At 67.0% G+C, this 13,226-nt stretch carries 11 protein-coding genes; 9 read left to right on the top strand and 2 right to left on the bottom strand.

What is annotated here, in order from left to right:
* Window positions 1-66 precede the first annotated feature (66 nt).
* Window positions 67-999: an allantoinase PuuE gene (gene puuE, locus C9F13_RS07655; RefSeq protein ID WP_108445647.1), complete on the bottom strand. Its 933-nt coding sequence runs from the start codon at window positions 997-999 to the stop codon at window positions 67-69.
* Between the two features lie 115 nt (window positions 1,000-1,114).
* Window positions 1,115-1,777: an aspartate/glutamate racemase family protein gene (locus C9F13_RS07650; RefSeq protein WP_108445646.1), complete on the bottom strand. Its 663-nt coding sequence runs from the start codon at window positions 1,775-1,777 to the stop codon at window positions 1,115-1,117.
* A gap of 434 nt (window positions 1,778-2,211) precedes the next feature.
* On the opposite strand from C9F13_RS07650, the gene C9F13_RS07645 reads away from it, so the two are divergent.
* From C9F13_RS07645 to C9F13_RS07605, 9 genes are all read left to right on the top strand, one after another.
* Window positions 2,212-2,958: an aspartate/glutamate racemase family protein gene (locus C9F13_RS07645; RefSeq protein WP_108445645.1), complete on the top strand. Its 747-nt coding sequence runs from the start codon at window positions 2,212-2,214 to the stop codon at window positions 2,956-2,958.
* A 104-nt stretch (window positions 2,959-3,062) separates the two neighbouring features.
* Window positions 3,063-4,439 (top strand): NCS1 family transporter, encoded by a 1,377-nt coding sequence (locus C9F13_RS07640; protein WP_108445644.1) that lies wholly within the window; start codon window positions 3,063-3,065, stop codon window positions 4,437-4,439.
* A 95-nt stretch (window positions 4,440-4,534) separates the two neighbouring features.
* On the top strand, window positions 4,535-5,986 hold the full coding sequence (locus tag C9F13_RS07635; protein ID WP_108445981.1) for an NCS1 family nucleobase:cation symporter-1: 1,452 nt from the start codon (window positions 4,535-4,537) through the stop codon (window positions 5,984-5,986).
* A 744-nt stretch (window positions 5,987-6,730) separates the two neighbouring features.
* Window positions 6,731-8,305 (top strand): ABC transporter substrate-binding protein, encoded by a 1,575-nt coding sequence (locus C9F13_RS07630; protein WP_245888728.1) that lies wholly within the window; start codon window positions 6,731-6,733, stop codon window positions 8,303-8,305.
* Between the two features lie 77 nt (window positions 8,306-8,382).
* The gene (locus C9F13_RS07625) at window positions 8,383-9,372 is read left to right on the top strand and encodes an ABC transporter permease (protein WP_108445643.1); all 990 of its coding nucleotides are present in this window, start codon (window positions 8,383-8,385) and stop codon (window positions 9,370-9,372) included.
* 11 nt (window positions 9,373-9,383) lie between these two features.
* A complete protein-coding gene (locus C9F13_RS07620) occupies window positions 9,384-10,319 on the top strand; it encodes an ABC transporter permease (RefSeq protein ID WP_108445642.1) in 936 nt (311 codons plus the stop codon).
* Between the two features lie 11 nt (window positions 10,320-10,330).
* Window positions 10,331-11,371 carry an ABC transporter ATP-binding protein gene (locus C9F13_RS07615; RefSeq protein WP_108445641.1) on the top strand — a complete coding sequence of 347 codons (1,041 nt, stop codon included), beginning with the start codon at window positions 10,331-10,333 and terminating at the stop codon, window positions 11,369-11,371.
* A 13-nt stretch (window positions 11,372-11,384) separates the two neighbouring features.
* Window positions 11,385-12,482, top strand: coding sequence for an ABC transporter ATP-binding protein (locus C9F13_RS07610; protein WP_245888727.1), 1,098 nt, complete (start codon window positions 11,385-11,387; stop codon window positions 12,480-12,482).
* 33 nt (window positions 12,483-12,515) lie between these two features.
* Window positions 12,516-13,205, top strand: coding sequence for a flavin reductase family protein (locus C9F13_RS07605; protein ID WP_108445640.1), 690 nt, complete (start codon window positions 12,516-12,518; stop codon window positions 13,203-13,205).
* The last annotated feature ends 21 nt before the right edge of the window (window positions 13,206-13,226 follow it).

Raw genomic sequence — 13,226 nt, 5'->3', positions numbered from 1 at the left:
CTCCTGAAGAACGCAGGGCGGGGCGGGCGGCGCACCGCCCGCCCCGGGCTCGGGGATGTCGCCGGATCAGGGCGCCGGGTGGTGATCGGCCCAGTGGCGGGCGATGTCCACGCGACGGGTGACCCAGACGCGATCGTGGGCCTCGATATGGTCGAGGAAGCGCTGCAGGGCGCGGAAGCGGCCCGGACGGCCGAGCAGCCGGCAGTGCATGCCCACGGAGAGCATCTTCGGGGTGTCCTCGCCTTCCGCGTAGAGCACATCGAAGGCATCCCGCAGGTAGGTGAAGAAGTGATCCGCGGTGTTGAAGCCCTGGGGCGCGGCGAAGCGCATGTCGTTGGTGTCCAGGGTGTAGGGCACCACCAGATGGCTGTGCTCGCGGCCCTGGCTGTCCGCCTCGCGGGTCCAGAACGGCAGGTCGTCGCCGTAGTAGTCGCTGTCGTAGAGGAAGTTGCCCTCGTCGAGCACCAGGCGGCGGGTGTTGGGGCTGTCGCGACCGGTGTACCAGCCCAGCGGCTTCTCGCCGTAGAGCGACTGGAAGATCTCGATGGCGCGGCGCATGTGCTCGCACTCGAGCTCTTCCGAGACGTTCTGGTAGTGGATCCAGCGATAGCCGTGGCAGGCGATCTCGTGCCCCAGCTCCTTGAAGGCGTGGGCCACCTCGGGGTGGCGCTCCAGCGCCATGGCGACACCGAACACCGTCAGCGGCAGGCCGCGACGCTCGAACTCGCGCAGGATCCGCCACACGCCGGCCCGGGAGCCGTACTCGTAGATCGACTCCATGCTCAGGTGGCGATCGGGATAGGAGTCGGCCCCGATGATCTCGGAGAGGAACTGCTCGGAGCCCTTGTCGCCGTGGAGCACGCAGTTCTCGCCGCCCTCCTCGTAGTTGAGCACGAACTGCACGGCGATCCGCGCCTTGCCGGGCCACTTGGCCTCGGGCGGCGTGCGGCCGTAGCCGATCAGGTCACGGGGATAGTCCCCTCGGGTCGGTGAGGTCATGGCGTAGCTTCCTTCTTGTTAGGGGCTGGCTCGATGGCACGTGGCGGCCATTTTGAGCAACACTAAATGTATACAATTAAAGGATAGGGTGTGCCCACTAGAGTTGCAAGATCCCCTACCCGCGGTCGGCGGTCAGCCGCATCAGCGCCAGGCTCTGGGCCAGGCCGGCGTCCAGGGAGTCGATCAGCCGCGTCCCGGACGGGGCCTCGAGCGCCGCGGCCAGGCCCGCGAAGGCGGCCCCGCCGACGATGATCGCATCGGGCGAGCGCCGCGCCTGCCGGTCGACGGCCACCTGCACCCGCGCGCGGGCGGCCTCGTGCTCGGCCGGCAGGGCCAGGTCGCCAACCTCCACCGGGGTGATCTCCAGGCAGTGGCGCGCCGCGCCCAGGTCGTGCAGCACGTCCTCGATCATCCGCGGCCAGCGACGGCCGGGGGTCACGATCGAGAAGCGCGCGCCAAGCTGCAGCGCCGAGAGCACTGAGGCCTCGAGCAGGCCGGTCACCGGCACCGGGCTGATCTCGCGCGCCGCCGCCAGCCCCGGCTCGCCGAAGCAGGCCAGCAGCACCGCCGCGTGATCCCGCCCGCCGTGCGCCTCGAGGCTCGCCACCACGGCGGCGCCGGCCAGGGCGCAGTCGCGCCGCGAGCCGATATAGGCCACGCCCCGCTCGGCCGTCTCGGCCTCCACCTCGACCGCCTCGCCGAGAAAGGCCCGGGCCCGAGCGGCCATGGCGTCGGTCATGGCGGCGTTGGTGTTGCCGTTGAGCATCAGCAGGCGCATCGCGTCTCCTCCGCTGGAGCCGGGTCGTGGCCTTCAGACTCCATTTTTGTATACAAGAAATCAACCCCCACGCCAAGGGAAAGCTGCCGCCCCCTCGTGTCGCGCCGGGTTCGCCCGCGTCAGCGCCCTAGCGGAGGGCCGGCGTTACCGTCGGGGCACCATAGTGACAGGGGCAAAGCGTCGTCGTCGTCATTGTATTCATTGATAGGACAAAAATGTATGCATTTTAGGAGAGGAATTGACGACAACATGTTGTATACATTGCATGGCGGCACAACTTTTTCTCTAACTATGATTCATACTACTGATTTTAAAGGGTTTAATGGACTGCACCGCCACCCCATCCGGACTTGATTTGGCGAACACGCCATCCTATTTTGTGTACAAGAAGCAAATTCCTTGTTCACAAGAATAACGAGACAGCGAGACCTCCCATGCAGATTCGCGTCATCAACCCCAACACCACCCGCGGCATGACCGACACCATCGGCACCGCCGCCCAGGGCATCGCCGCCCCCGGCACCGTCATCACCGCCACCCAACCCGCACACGGGCCGGTCTCCATCGAGAGCCACTTCGACGAGGCCATCAGCGCCGTGGGCGTGCTCGAGGAGGTGATGGCCGGCGAGCGCGACGGCGTGGATGCCTATATCATCGCCTGCTTCGGCGATCCCGGCCTGCTGGCGGCCCGGGAGCTGACCCGGGCCCCGGTGATCGGCATCGCCGAGGCCGCCTTCCACATGGCCACGTTGATCAGCACCCGCTTCTCGGTGGTCACCACCCTGGGCCGCACCGGCATCATCGCCGAGCACCTGCTCGAGCAGTACGGCTTCAGCCACCACTGCCGGCGGGTCCGCGCCGCCGAGATCCCGGTGCTCGACCTCGAGGACGACGGCGACGCCGCGCTCACCCGCATCATCGAGGAGGGCCGCCGCGCCCGCGACGAGGACGGCATCGGCGCCATCGTGCTGGGCTGCGGCGGCATGGCCGACCTCACCGACGAGATCAGCGCGGCCGTCGGCCTGCCGGTGGTCGAGGGCGTGACCGCCGCGGTCAAGCTCAGTGAGGCGCTGGTCGGCCTGGGGCTCGGCACCAGCAAGGTGGGCGACCTCGCCTTCCCGCGGGCCAAGGCCTTCACCGGGCGCTTCGAGCACCTCTCCCATGGCGCCGGCCTGCGCTGACGCCGGCATCGACGGCTAGCCGGCCGCGCCGCGCCGGCGACCCCGGCCCCCGAGCGGGCCGGACAACAACCACAACGACAGCACCCCCTTGCGAGGTAAGCATCATGACCCTCTCGACCTCCCGCGCCGTCCCCGGCGATGATACCCGGGTGACCCACGACGCCCACCACGACACCAAGGCCGCCGGCAGCGAGTCGCTGGCCCCCCAGAAGACCCGCATCATGGGTCGCACCTCCTACCTGCTGGCCTGGTTCGGCGGCTGCGTCTCGATCGGCACCTTCACCATGGGCTCCAGCGTGGTCGGCACGCTGAACCTGCTGCAGGCGACCCTGGCGATCGCCATCGGCTGCTTCGTGATCGGCATCGCCCTGGCCCTGAACGGCGCCGCCGGCTACAAGTACGGCATTCCCTTCATGGTCCAGGCGCGCAGCGCCTTCGGCTTCGCCGGCACCCGCCTGCCGGGGCTGGTGCGCGCCGTGCCCGCCATCGTCTGGTACGGCTTCCAGAGCTGGATCGGGGCCGGCGCCCTGAACATGGTCTCGGCGACCCTGTTCGGCTTCGACAACCTGGTCTTCTTCTTCATCGCCTTCCAGTTCCTGCAGATCGCCCTGTCGGTGCTCGGCTTCCAGGGCATCAAGTGGCTGGAGAACATCGGCAGCGCCTTCATCCTGGCCTCGCTGGTCTACATGTTCTACAGCACCGTGCAGCGCTACGGCGACGAGCTCTCCGCCAGCATGCTGACCATGGAAGGCTCCTGGGGCATGCCCTTCTGGGGCGCCACCATGCTGTTCCTGGGCATCTACAGCACCATGATGCTCAACGTCAGCGACTACTCCCGCGAGCACAAGGAGGGCAGCGGCCCGGGCCTTTTGACCACCCTCTACGCCATGTCGATCCTGCCCTGCACCCTGTTCATGGGCCTGATCGGCTACATGGTCTCCGAGGCCACCGGCGTGGCCGATCCCATCCAGGTGTTCGCCAACGCCGTGGACAACACCCCGCTGCTGATGACCACCCTGCTGTTCATCGCCTTCGCCCAGGTGACCACCAACGTGCTCAACAACGTGGTGCCGCCGACCTACGTGCTGATGGACGCCTTCAAGCTGAAGTTCCGCACCGCCACCGTGATCGTCGGCCTGCTGGCCTTCGCGACCTTCCCCTGGGAACTGGTGCAGCCGGACTCCGCCGACGGCCTGCAGCTGTTCGTGCAGACCTACTCCGCCTTCCTCGGCCCGATCTTCGCCATCCTGGTGGTCGACTACTACCTGGTGCGCCGCCGCACCCTGGACCTCGGCAAGCTCTATGACGAGCAGGGGCCCTACCGCGGCGTCAACCCGGGGGCGCTGATCGCCACCGCCGTAGGCATCATCGCTGCCCTGACCTTCTCCTCCGTCTCCTGGTACGCCAGCCTGATTCCGGCCGGTGTCACCTACTTCCTGCTGATGAAGCACTGGGCCCCGTGCCAGCGCTTCTGCCAGTGACGCCTCGACCGCGGGGATAGCCTCCCCCCGACGCCCGGCCCCTTCCATGGGGGCCGGGATCACCACCAGCACACAAGGCAGCTCCCATGACGGACATGACGGACCAAGAGCTGGAGATCCAGCATCGCGACCCGAGCCTCTACAACGATGACCTGGCCCCGATCAAGAAAGGCGATCGCAACTGGGGCTGGTTCGAGATCTTCAACGTCTGGTCGAACGACATCCAGAGCCTGTTCGGCTACACCCTGGCGGCCTCGCTGTTCATCTCCTACGGCCTCAACGGCTGGGCGGTGATGGCGGCGATCATCCTGGCCGGCTTCGTGGTGATGTGGCTGGTCAACCTGACCGGCAAGCCGAGCGTCAAGTACGGCGTGCCCTTCCCGGTGATGATCCGCGCCAGCATGGGGGTGCACGGCGCCAACTTCCCCGCCATGCTGCGCGCCATCATCGGCATCTTCTGGTACGGGGTGCAGACCTACTTCGCCTCCACCGCGATGGCGCTGCTGCTCACCGCCCTGTTCGGCGACCCCGGCGGCGAGTTCCTCGGCATGACGGCGATCGGCTGGCTCTCCTTCGTGATCGTCTGGGCCTTCCAGATCGCGCTGTTCTGGCAGGGCATCGAGAAGATCAAGCACTTCCTCAACTGGGCGGGGCCGCTGGTCTACGTGGTGATGGTGGCGCTGATGATCATCGTCTGGTTCCAGGCCGGCAGCGACCTGCTACCCGCGGTAGGCACCATCTTCAGCGGCGAGAGCGAGTATCAGGGCAGCGCCGTCGGCGCCTTCCTGGCCATCACCGGCACCATGATCGCCTACTTCGCCGCGGTGGTGATCAACTTCGGCGACTTCACCCGCTTCGTGAAGAGCGAGAAGCAGATGAAGCTCGGCAACCTGCTGGGCCTGCCGCTCAACGTCGCCTTCTTCTCGTTCATCGCGCTGATCATCACCGCCGGCACCCTGGCGCTCTTCGGCGAGACCCTGACCAACCCCTCGGACATCATCGAGCGGGTCGATTCGCTGCCGCTGACCATCATCGCCGCGATCACCTTCTTCGCCGCCACCGTGGGCATCAACCTGGTGGCCAACTTCATTCCGCCGGCCTACGACCTGGCCAACCTCTTCCCGCGCAAGATCAGCTTTCGCATCGGCGGACTGATCACCGCCGGGGTGGCCTTCTTCGTCGGCGCACTCTGGGTCTCGGTGATCAGCCAGATCGGCATCGCCGGCTTCGTCAATGCGCTGGGCGCCATCGTGGCCCCCTTCTACGGCATCATCGTGGTCGACTACTACCTGGTGAAGCACCAGCGCCTCAACATCCAGGACATGTTCTCGAGCGACCCCGACGGCGCCTACCACTACGTCAAGGGCTGGAACAAGCGGGCGCTCGCCGCCTTCGGCCTGGCCGCGCTGTTCTCGGTCTCCTCGGTCTGGGTGCCGGCCCTCGAGGCGCTGGGCGGCTATGCCTGGCTGATCGGGGCCGCCCTGGGCGGCGTCTTCTACTACCTGCTGATGCGCGACCAGCGCGAGCCGCTTCCCGCTCACTCCTGAAGCCCGCGCTCTAGGCTCTCTCGATGATCCACTCAGCGCCCCGACCTGACGGGTCGGGGCGCCCCTCCTCACCTCCCCCCTCCCACTGCGAAGCGCCACACCATGTCGACGCGACACCCTCTTTAACCTCCCTCTCCTTCTTTCGACCATATCGCCGACCATCTCCCGCGCAATTACGGCGAAAACCTGCCGACAATATCGCCGTATTATCGCCATTCACTCCGACATACCGCCTTCGCTGTATCGACTCACCACCCTCCAAAAAACATCCTCTTCCTCGCCTCGCTACCGCGCATCCTGACCGCAGGAATCCAGCCCATCGCCGACCACCCTCATCATTAAAAACCTCATGAAAAATGGTGACATAGCGACTCCGCATGCCGTCCATCATTGCGTGAAAAGTGTATACAGTTGACGATGAGCACGTGCCTCATAGCACCCAAAAAGGAAAGATTAATCCGTTTATTTTTTCGCAACACACCATCGACGATATTTTCGTCGACATTACGCCACAACATACGAATTAAGGCGAAGTTCATCTGGCACCAACTGTAATGAAAAACTGGACCTATTAGCCGTTAATTCCCGAGTGTTAACTGTCACAACGATGCATGAAATATCCATGAAGCACGGCAAGAAAAGAGGAAAAACCACCCACCATCCCACAACCCGATGAGCCATCCCCGGCGAAGAGCATTGCGCGCGACGGAGGCCATCGACAACAACAACTCCTGGGAGTCAACCATGAAGCCGATTGAAAAGACCCTGGCCATGACGCTGCTGGCCACCTGCGTGGCGACCGGCGCGGCACAGGCCAAGACCATCACCTGGGCGGACACCTCCGACGTCTACTCGATGGACCCCCACGGCCAGGCCATCAGCCCGACGCTGGCCTTCCTGCACCATATCTACGAGCCGCTGGTCCGCTACAACAAGGAGCTGGAGATCGAGCCTGCGCTGGCCACCGGCTGGGAGGCGGTGGAGCCCGATCGCTGGCGCTTCACCCTGCGCGAGGGCGTGACCTTCCATGACGGCAGCGCCTTTACCGCCGAGGACGTGGTCGCCTCGCTCGAGCGGGCGACCCACCCGGACTCGCCCATCCGCGGCAACCTGCCCGCCGTGGCGAAGGTCGAGAAGGTCGACGAGTACACCGTCGACATTCACCTGAACGGCAACTACCCGCTGCTGCTCAACGACCTCACCAACGTCTACGTCCTCGACAAGACCTGGATGGACGAGCACGGCGCGCTCAATCCCGTCGACCCCAGCAAGGGCGAGCAGAGCTACGCCACCACCCACACCAACGGCACCGGCCCCTTCGTGCTGGACACCCGCCGCCCCGACGCCGAGACGGTGCTGACCGTCAACGAGCAGTGGTGGGACGAGGCCGAGCACAACCTGACGCGCATCGAGTTCACCCCCATCGCCTCCGACGCGACCCGGGTCTCGGCCCTGCTCTCCGGTCAGATCGACATGATGCTGAGCGTGCCGCTGCAGGACATCTCCCGCCTGGAGAACGCCTCGGGCTTCCAGATCCTCGAGACGCCGGGACTGCGCACCATCATGCTGGCGCTCAACCAGTCGCCGGAGACCCTGGCGGACAGCGGCGAGGGCGGCAATCCGCTGCGCGACCTGGGGGTGCGCAAGGCGCTCTACCAGGCCATCAACATGGAGCTGATCCGCGACAAGCTGATGCGCGGCAAGTCGCGCAACGCGGCCCTGCCGGTGGCCCCGGCCGTGCCCGGCTACGACGCCGAGCTCGACGAGCGCTTCCCCTACGACCCCGAGGCCGCGCGGCAGCTGCTCGCCGAGGCCGGCTATCCCGACGGCTTCAGCATCGGCCTGGACTGCCCCAACGACCGCTACGTGCGTGACGAGGAGATCTGCCAGGCGATCGCCGCCATGTGGGCGCGCATCGGCGTCGAGACCCGAGTCAACGCCCGCAACGCCAGCAACCACTGGCAGGAGGCCCTGAACGGCGGCTCCGACGTCTGGATGTTCGGCTGGGCCACCCTGCCGATGCTCGACTCCTTCAGCATCCTCTCTCAGGTGCTGACCAGCCCCCACGACAAGTACGGCGCCTGGAACCCCGGCGGCTATGAAAACCCCGAGGTCGACGAGCTGGTCAAGCGGATCTCCGTCGCCCAGGACGAGCAGGAGCGCCTGGCGATGATCGGCGAGGCCTTCGCGCTCACCAAGGCCGAGGTCCCGCTGATCCCCCTCCACCAGCAGCCGCTGATCTGGGCCGCCAACGACGGCATCCAGCTGCCGCAGACGCCCGACAACAAGGTGCGGCTGTGGTACGCCACCGTCGACTGAGCCCGTACCGGCAGGCGACGGCCCACCGCGGGCCGTCGCCCCTCCTCCCTCACCTCCCAACGGGATAGGGCAATAACATGATTGCATTCCTGATTCGCAGGCTGCTGCAGGGCGCGCTGGTGATGCTGACCGTCGCCTTCATCGCCTTCAGCATGTTCCGCTTCGTCGGTGACCCGGTCACCAACATGCTGCCCCAGGACGCGACGCTCGAGCAGCGCACCGAACTCCAGGAGCGACTCGGCCTCAACGACCCGCTGCCGCTGCAGTTCGGCCACTTCGTCACCAACGCCGTGCAGGGCGACTTCGGCATCTCCTACCGCAACCAGCGGCCGGTCTCGGACCTGATCGCCGAGCGGCTGCCGGCCACCATGGAGATGGTCTTCGCCGCGGTGGTGCTGTCGCTGGTGATCGGCATCCCCATGGGCGTCTACACCGCCCTGCGGCGCGACAGCTGGCTGAGCCACCTCTTCCAGGGGCTCTCGCTGACCGGCATCTCGGTGCCGACCTTCGTCACCGGCATCCTGCTGATCCTGGTCTTCTCGGTATGGCTCAACTGGCTGCCCTCCTTCGGCCGCGGCGAGGTCGTGGAGATCGGCGGCTGGAGCACCGGCCTGCTCACCGTCAGCGGCCTCAAGGCGCTGATCATGCCGGTGATCACCCTGTCGCTGTTCCAGATCACCCTGATCATGCGCCTGGTGCGGGCCGAGATGCTGGAGGTGCTCAAGACCGACTACATCCGCTTCGCCCGGGCGCGCGGGCTGACCAACCGGGTGGTGAACTTCGGCCATGCGCTGCGCAACACCCTGATGCCGGTGATCACCATCACCGGCCTGCAGATCGGCGCTCTGATCGCCTTCGCCATCATCACCGAGACCGTCTTCCAGTGGCCGGGCATGGGCCTGCTGTTCATGCAGGCGGTGAGCTTCGTGGATATCCCGGTGATGTCCGCCTACCTGGTCATGGTGTCGCTGATCTTCGTGGTCATTAACACCATCGTCGACATGCTCTATTTCGTGGTCGATCCGCGCCTGCGCGTCGATGCGGGCAAGAACACCACCGGCGCCTGAGGAGTCCCGACATGAGTACCGTAACGCAACGCCTCAACGACGACTGGCGCAGGTTCATCGACAGTGACCTGTTCTACAGCTTCCGTCGCTCGCCGATCACCATCGTCGCCTTCGTGGTGGTGGTCACCCTGATCCTGGCGGCGATCCTCGCCCCCTGGATCGCACCTCACGATCCCTTCGACGTCAGCACCCTGAGCCTGCTCAACAGCGAGCTGCCCCCCGCCTGGGTGGCGGGCGGCGACCCGGCCTTCCTGCTGGGCACCGACGGCCAGGGGCGCGACGTGCTCTCGGCGCTGCTCTACGGCGCCCGCATCTCGATCCTGGTGGGCCTGGCGAGCGTCGCCTTCGCCATGACCCTGGGGGTCTGCCTGGGCCTGCTGGCCGCCTACGTGGGCGGCACCGTCGACGCCCTGATCATGCGCATCGCCGACGTCATGATCAGCTTCCCGCCGATCCTGGTGGCGCTGCTGATCAACGGCGTGGCCCGCGGCGTGCTGCCGCCGGAGATGCAGCACGACGCGGTGATCTTCGTGCTGATCCTCGCCATCGGCCTGACCACCTGGGTGCAGTACGCCCGCACCGTGCGCGGCTCGACCCTGGTCGAGAAGAACCGCGAGTACGTGCTGGCGGCCCGGGTCATCGGCCTGCGCTCCCGCGCGATCATGGCCAAGCACATCCTGCCCAACGTGATCGGCCCGATCCTGGTGGTGGCCACGGTGAACCTGGCGATCGCCATCCTGATCGAGGCCGCCCTCTCCTTCCTGGGCGTGGGCATGCCGCCCACCGAACCGTCGCTCGGCACGCTGATCCGCATCGGCAACGAGTTCCTGTTCTCCGGGGTCTGGTGGGTCGTGATCTTCCCCTCCGCCGTGCTGGTGCTGCTGGTGCTGTCGGTGAACCTGCTGGGCGACTGGCTGCGCGACGCCCTCAACCCCAAACTGCGCTGAGCGAGGCGATCATGACAGAACACAACAACACCTCCCCCGTGCTCGACGTGGCCGACCTTCACATCGAGTTCGACACTCGCCACGGCGCCCTGAAGGCGATCGACGGCGTCTCGCTGCAGATCGCCCCGGGCGAGATCCTCGGCGTGGTCGGCGAGTCCGGCGCCGGCAAGTCGCTCACCGGCACCGCGATCACCGGCCTGCTGGAGCGCCCCGGGCGCATCTCGGGCGGCGAGATCCGCCTCGAGGGCCAGCGCATCGACAACCTCTCCCAGGACGAGATGCGCCGCCTGCGCGGCCGGCGCATCGGTGCCATCTTCCAGGACCCGCTGACCAGCCTTAACCCGCTCTACACGGTCGGCCGCCAGCTCATCGAGACCATCCGCACCCACCTGCCGATGAGCAAGGCCCAGGCGCGCAAGCGCGCCATCGAGCTGCTCGCCGAGGTCGGCCTGCCGGCGCCGGAGACGCGCATCGACCAGTACCCGCACCAGTTCTCCGGGGGCATGCGCCAGCGCGTGGTGATCGCCCTGGCGCTGTGCGCCGACCCCAAGCTCGTGATCGCCGACGAACCGACCACCGCCCTGGACGTCTCGGTGCAGGCGCAGATCATCACCATGCTCAAGCGGCTGTGCCGCGACCACGGCACCGCCGTGATGCTGGTGACCCACGACATGGGGGTGATCGCCGAGGCCGCCGACCGGGTAGCAGTCATGTACGCCGGGCGGCTGGTCGAGGTCGGCCCCGTCGCCGAGGTCGTGAAGTCCGCCAAGCACCCCTACACCCAGGGGCTGATGAACTCCATTCCCACCGTGCTCCACGACGTGGATCGCCTGGAGCAGATCGAGGGCTCGATGCCGCGGCTGACGGCGATCCCCCCGGGGTGCGCCTTCAACCCGCGCTGCCCGCACGCCTTCTCGCGCTGCCGTGCCGAACGCCCGGACCTGATGGCGGCCGGCGAGGGTGCCGCCGCCTGCTGGCTCGTCGAGGAGGACGCCGCCCCGGCGTCCGCCGCGCGCGCCACCGCCGACACGCTCGTCGAGCACCAAGACTGAGGAGGCAGGGACCATGAACATGACCGAGACCATGACACCGACCCGGCGCGAGGCCGCCACCCCGTCCGCCGCGCCGGGCGCGGGGCACCGCGCCGCTGCGCCTGCGGTCGAGCCGGTGTTTCGCATCACCAACCTGAAGCGCCACTTCGACGTCTCTCCGCCGCTGCTCAACCGCCTGCTGGAGCGCAAGGGCCGGCAGATCGTCAAGGCCGTGGATGGCGTCGACTTCGAGATCTATCGCGGCGAGACCTTCAGCCTGGTCGGCGAGTCCGGCTGCGGGAAGTCGACCATCGCCAAGCTGGTCGTGGGCCTCAACGGCACCACCGAGGGCAGCATCGAGTTCGAGGGCCAGGACATCGCCCGCCACAGCCGGCGGGACATGGACGCCGTGCGCCACCGGCTGCAGATGATCTTCCAGGACCCCTACGCCAGCCTCAATCCGCGCTGGCGGGTGGGCGACATCATCGCCGAGCCGATCCGTACCTTCGGCCTGCTCGACGACAAGGCCGCGATCACCCGGCGGGTCAGGGAGCTCCTCGAGGGGGTCGGCCTCAACGCCCAGGACAGCGAGAAGTACCCCCACGAGTTCTCGGGCGGCCAGCGCCAGCGCATCTCCATCGCCCGGGCGCTGGCCAGCAACCCCGAGTTCATCGTCTGCGACGAGCCGACCTCGGCGCTGGACGTCTCGGTGCAGGCGCAGATCCTGAACCTGATGAAGGAGCTGCAGCAGCAGCACGAGCTCACCTACCTCTTCATCAGCCACGACCTCTCGGTGGTCTACCACATCTCCGACCGGGTGGGCGTCATGTACCTGGGGCGGCTCGTCGAAGTCGGCGAGAAGCACGAGCTGTTCCGCCGCCCCCAGCACCCCTACACCCGCATGCTGCTCGACTCCATTCCCGACCTGGAGATGACCGGCCGGGCGCGTACCCCGGTGGGCGGCGAGGTGCCAAGCCCGCTGGATCCGCCCAGCGGCTGCGCCTTCCACCCCCGCTGCCCGCACGCCACGGCGCGCTGCCAGCAGGAGGTGCCCCAGCCGATCCACAACGTCGAGCGCGGCTTCGTCGCCTGCCACGCGGTCGAGGAAGGGCGACTCATCGCCACCGACTGAGCCCCCTGACCGAGACTGCCGAAGGAAGAGACCATGGACTTCGATTTCAGCCAGCTGACCAAGCAGGAGCGCTACAAGCTCCTGGTCAGCTTCATCGTCCCGCGGCCCATCGCCCTGGTGACCACCATCGACGCCGACGGCGTGTCCAACGCCGGGCCGATGAGCTTCTTCAACGTGTTCGGCGACGAGCCGCCGATCCTGATCCTGGGCATCCAGCACCGCCCGGACGGGCGCTTCAAGGACACCACCCGCAACATCCACGACAGCGGCGAGTTCGTGGTGAACCTGGTCAACGAGCGCATCGCGCCGCACATGATCACCACCTCCCTGGACTTCGCCCCCGAGGAGGACGAGGTCTCGGCCGCGGGGCTGACCCTGGTGCCCAGCCGCCACCTGCGCGCCGGGCGCATCCAGGAGGCGCCGGTGGCCCTGGAGTGCCGCAAGACCGAGTCCCTGGAGTACCCCAACCGCTCGGTGATCGTCGGCGAGGTGCTGCACATGCACGTGCAGGACGAGTACATCGACCCGGCCACGCTGCGGGTGCGTCCCGAGGCCTACCACCCCCTGGCGCGCCTGCACGCCGACGCCTACCTCTACGCCGAGACGCATTTCGAGCTGCCCCGGCCGAGCCTGGAGGAGTGGCGGGCCACCCAGGAGACCGTGGCGGAGCACGGCGCCGCCGCGGCCTGCGCCACCCCCATCATGAGCCATGAGCTCGACTAGCCCGTCGACTAAACCATCGAC

The sequence above is a fragment of the Halomonas denitrificans genome (genome assembly GCF_003056305.1).
In the GTDB taxonomy this organism is placed as follows: domain Bacteria; phylum Pseudomonadota; class Gammaproteobacteria; order Pseudomonadales; family Halomonadaceae; genus Halomonas; species Halomonas denitrificans.
Note: the sequence above shows the minus strand (reverse complement) of the source record. Positions and strands in the feature narration are given on the sequence as shown.

Coding starts and splice junctions, on each gene's coding strand:
- puuE (WP_108445647.1), bottom strand. CDS start 999: ATGACCTCACCGACCCGAGGGGACTATCCCCGTGACCTGATCGGCTAC.
- C9F13_RS07650 (WP_108445646.1), bottom strand. CDS start 1,777: ATGCGCCTGCTGATGCTCAACGGCAACACCAACGCCGCCATGACCGAC.
- C9F13_RS07645 (WP_108445645.1), top strand. CDS start 2,212: ATGCAGATTCGCGTCATCAACCCCAACACCACCCGCGGCATGACCGAC.
- C9F13_RS07640 (WP_108445644.1), top strand. CDS start 3,063: ATGACCCTCTCGACCTCCCGCGCCGTCCCCGGCGATGATACCCGGGTG.
- C9F13_RS07635 (WP_108445981.1), top strand. CDS start 4,535: ATGACGGACCAAGAGCTGGAGATCCAGCATCGCGACCCGAGCCTCTAC.
- C9F13_RS07630 (WP_245888728.1), top strand. CDS start 6,731: ATGAAGCCGATTGAAAAGACCCTGGCCATGACGCTGCTGGCCACCTGC.
- C9F13_RS07625 (WP_108445643.1), top strand. CDS start 8,383: ATGATTGCATTCCTGATTCGCAGGCTGCTGCAGGGCGCGCTGGTGATG.
- C9F13_RS07620 (WP_108445642.1), top strand. CDS start 9,384: ATGAGTACCGTAACGCAACGCCTCAACGACGACTGGCGCAGGTTCATC.
- C9F13_RS07615 (WP_108445641.1), top strand. CDS start 10,331: ATGACAGAACACAACAACACCTCCCCCGTGCTCGACGTGGCCGACCTT.
- C9F13_RS07610 (WP_245888727.1), top strand. CDS start 11,385: ATGAACATGACCGAGACCATGACACCGACCCGGCGCGAGGCCGCCACC.
- C9F13_RS07605 (WP_108445640.1), top strand. CDS start 12,516: ATGGACTTCGATTTCAGCCAGCTGACCAAGCAGGAGCGCTACAAGCTC.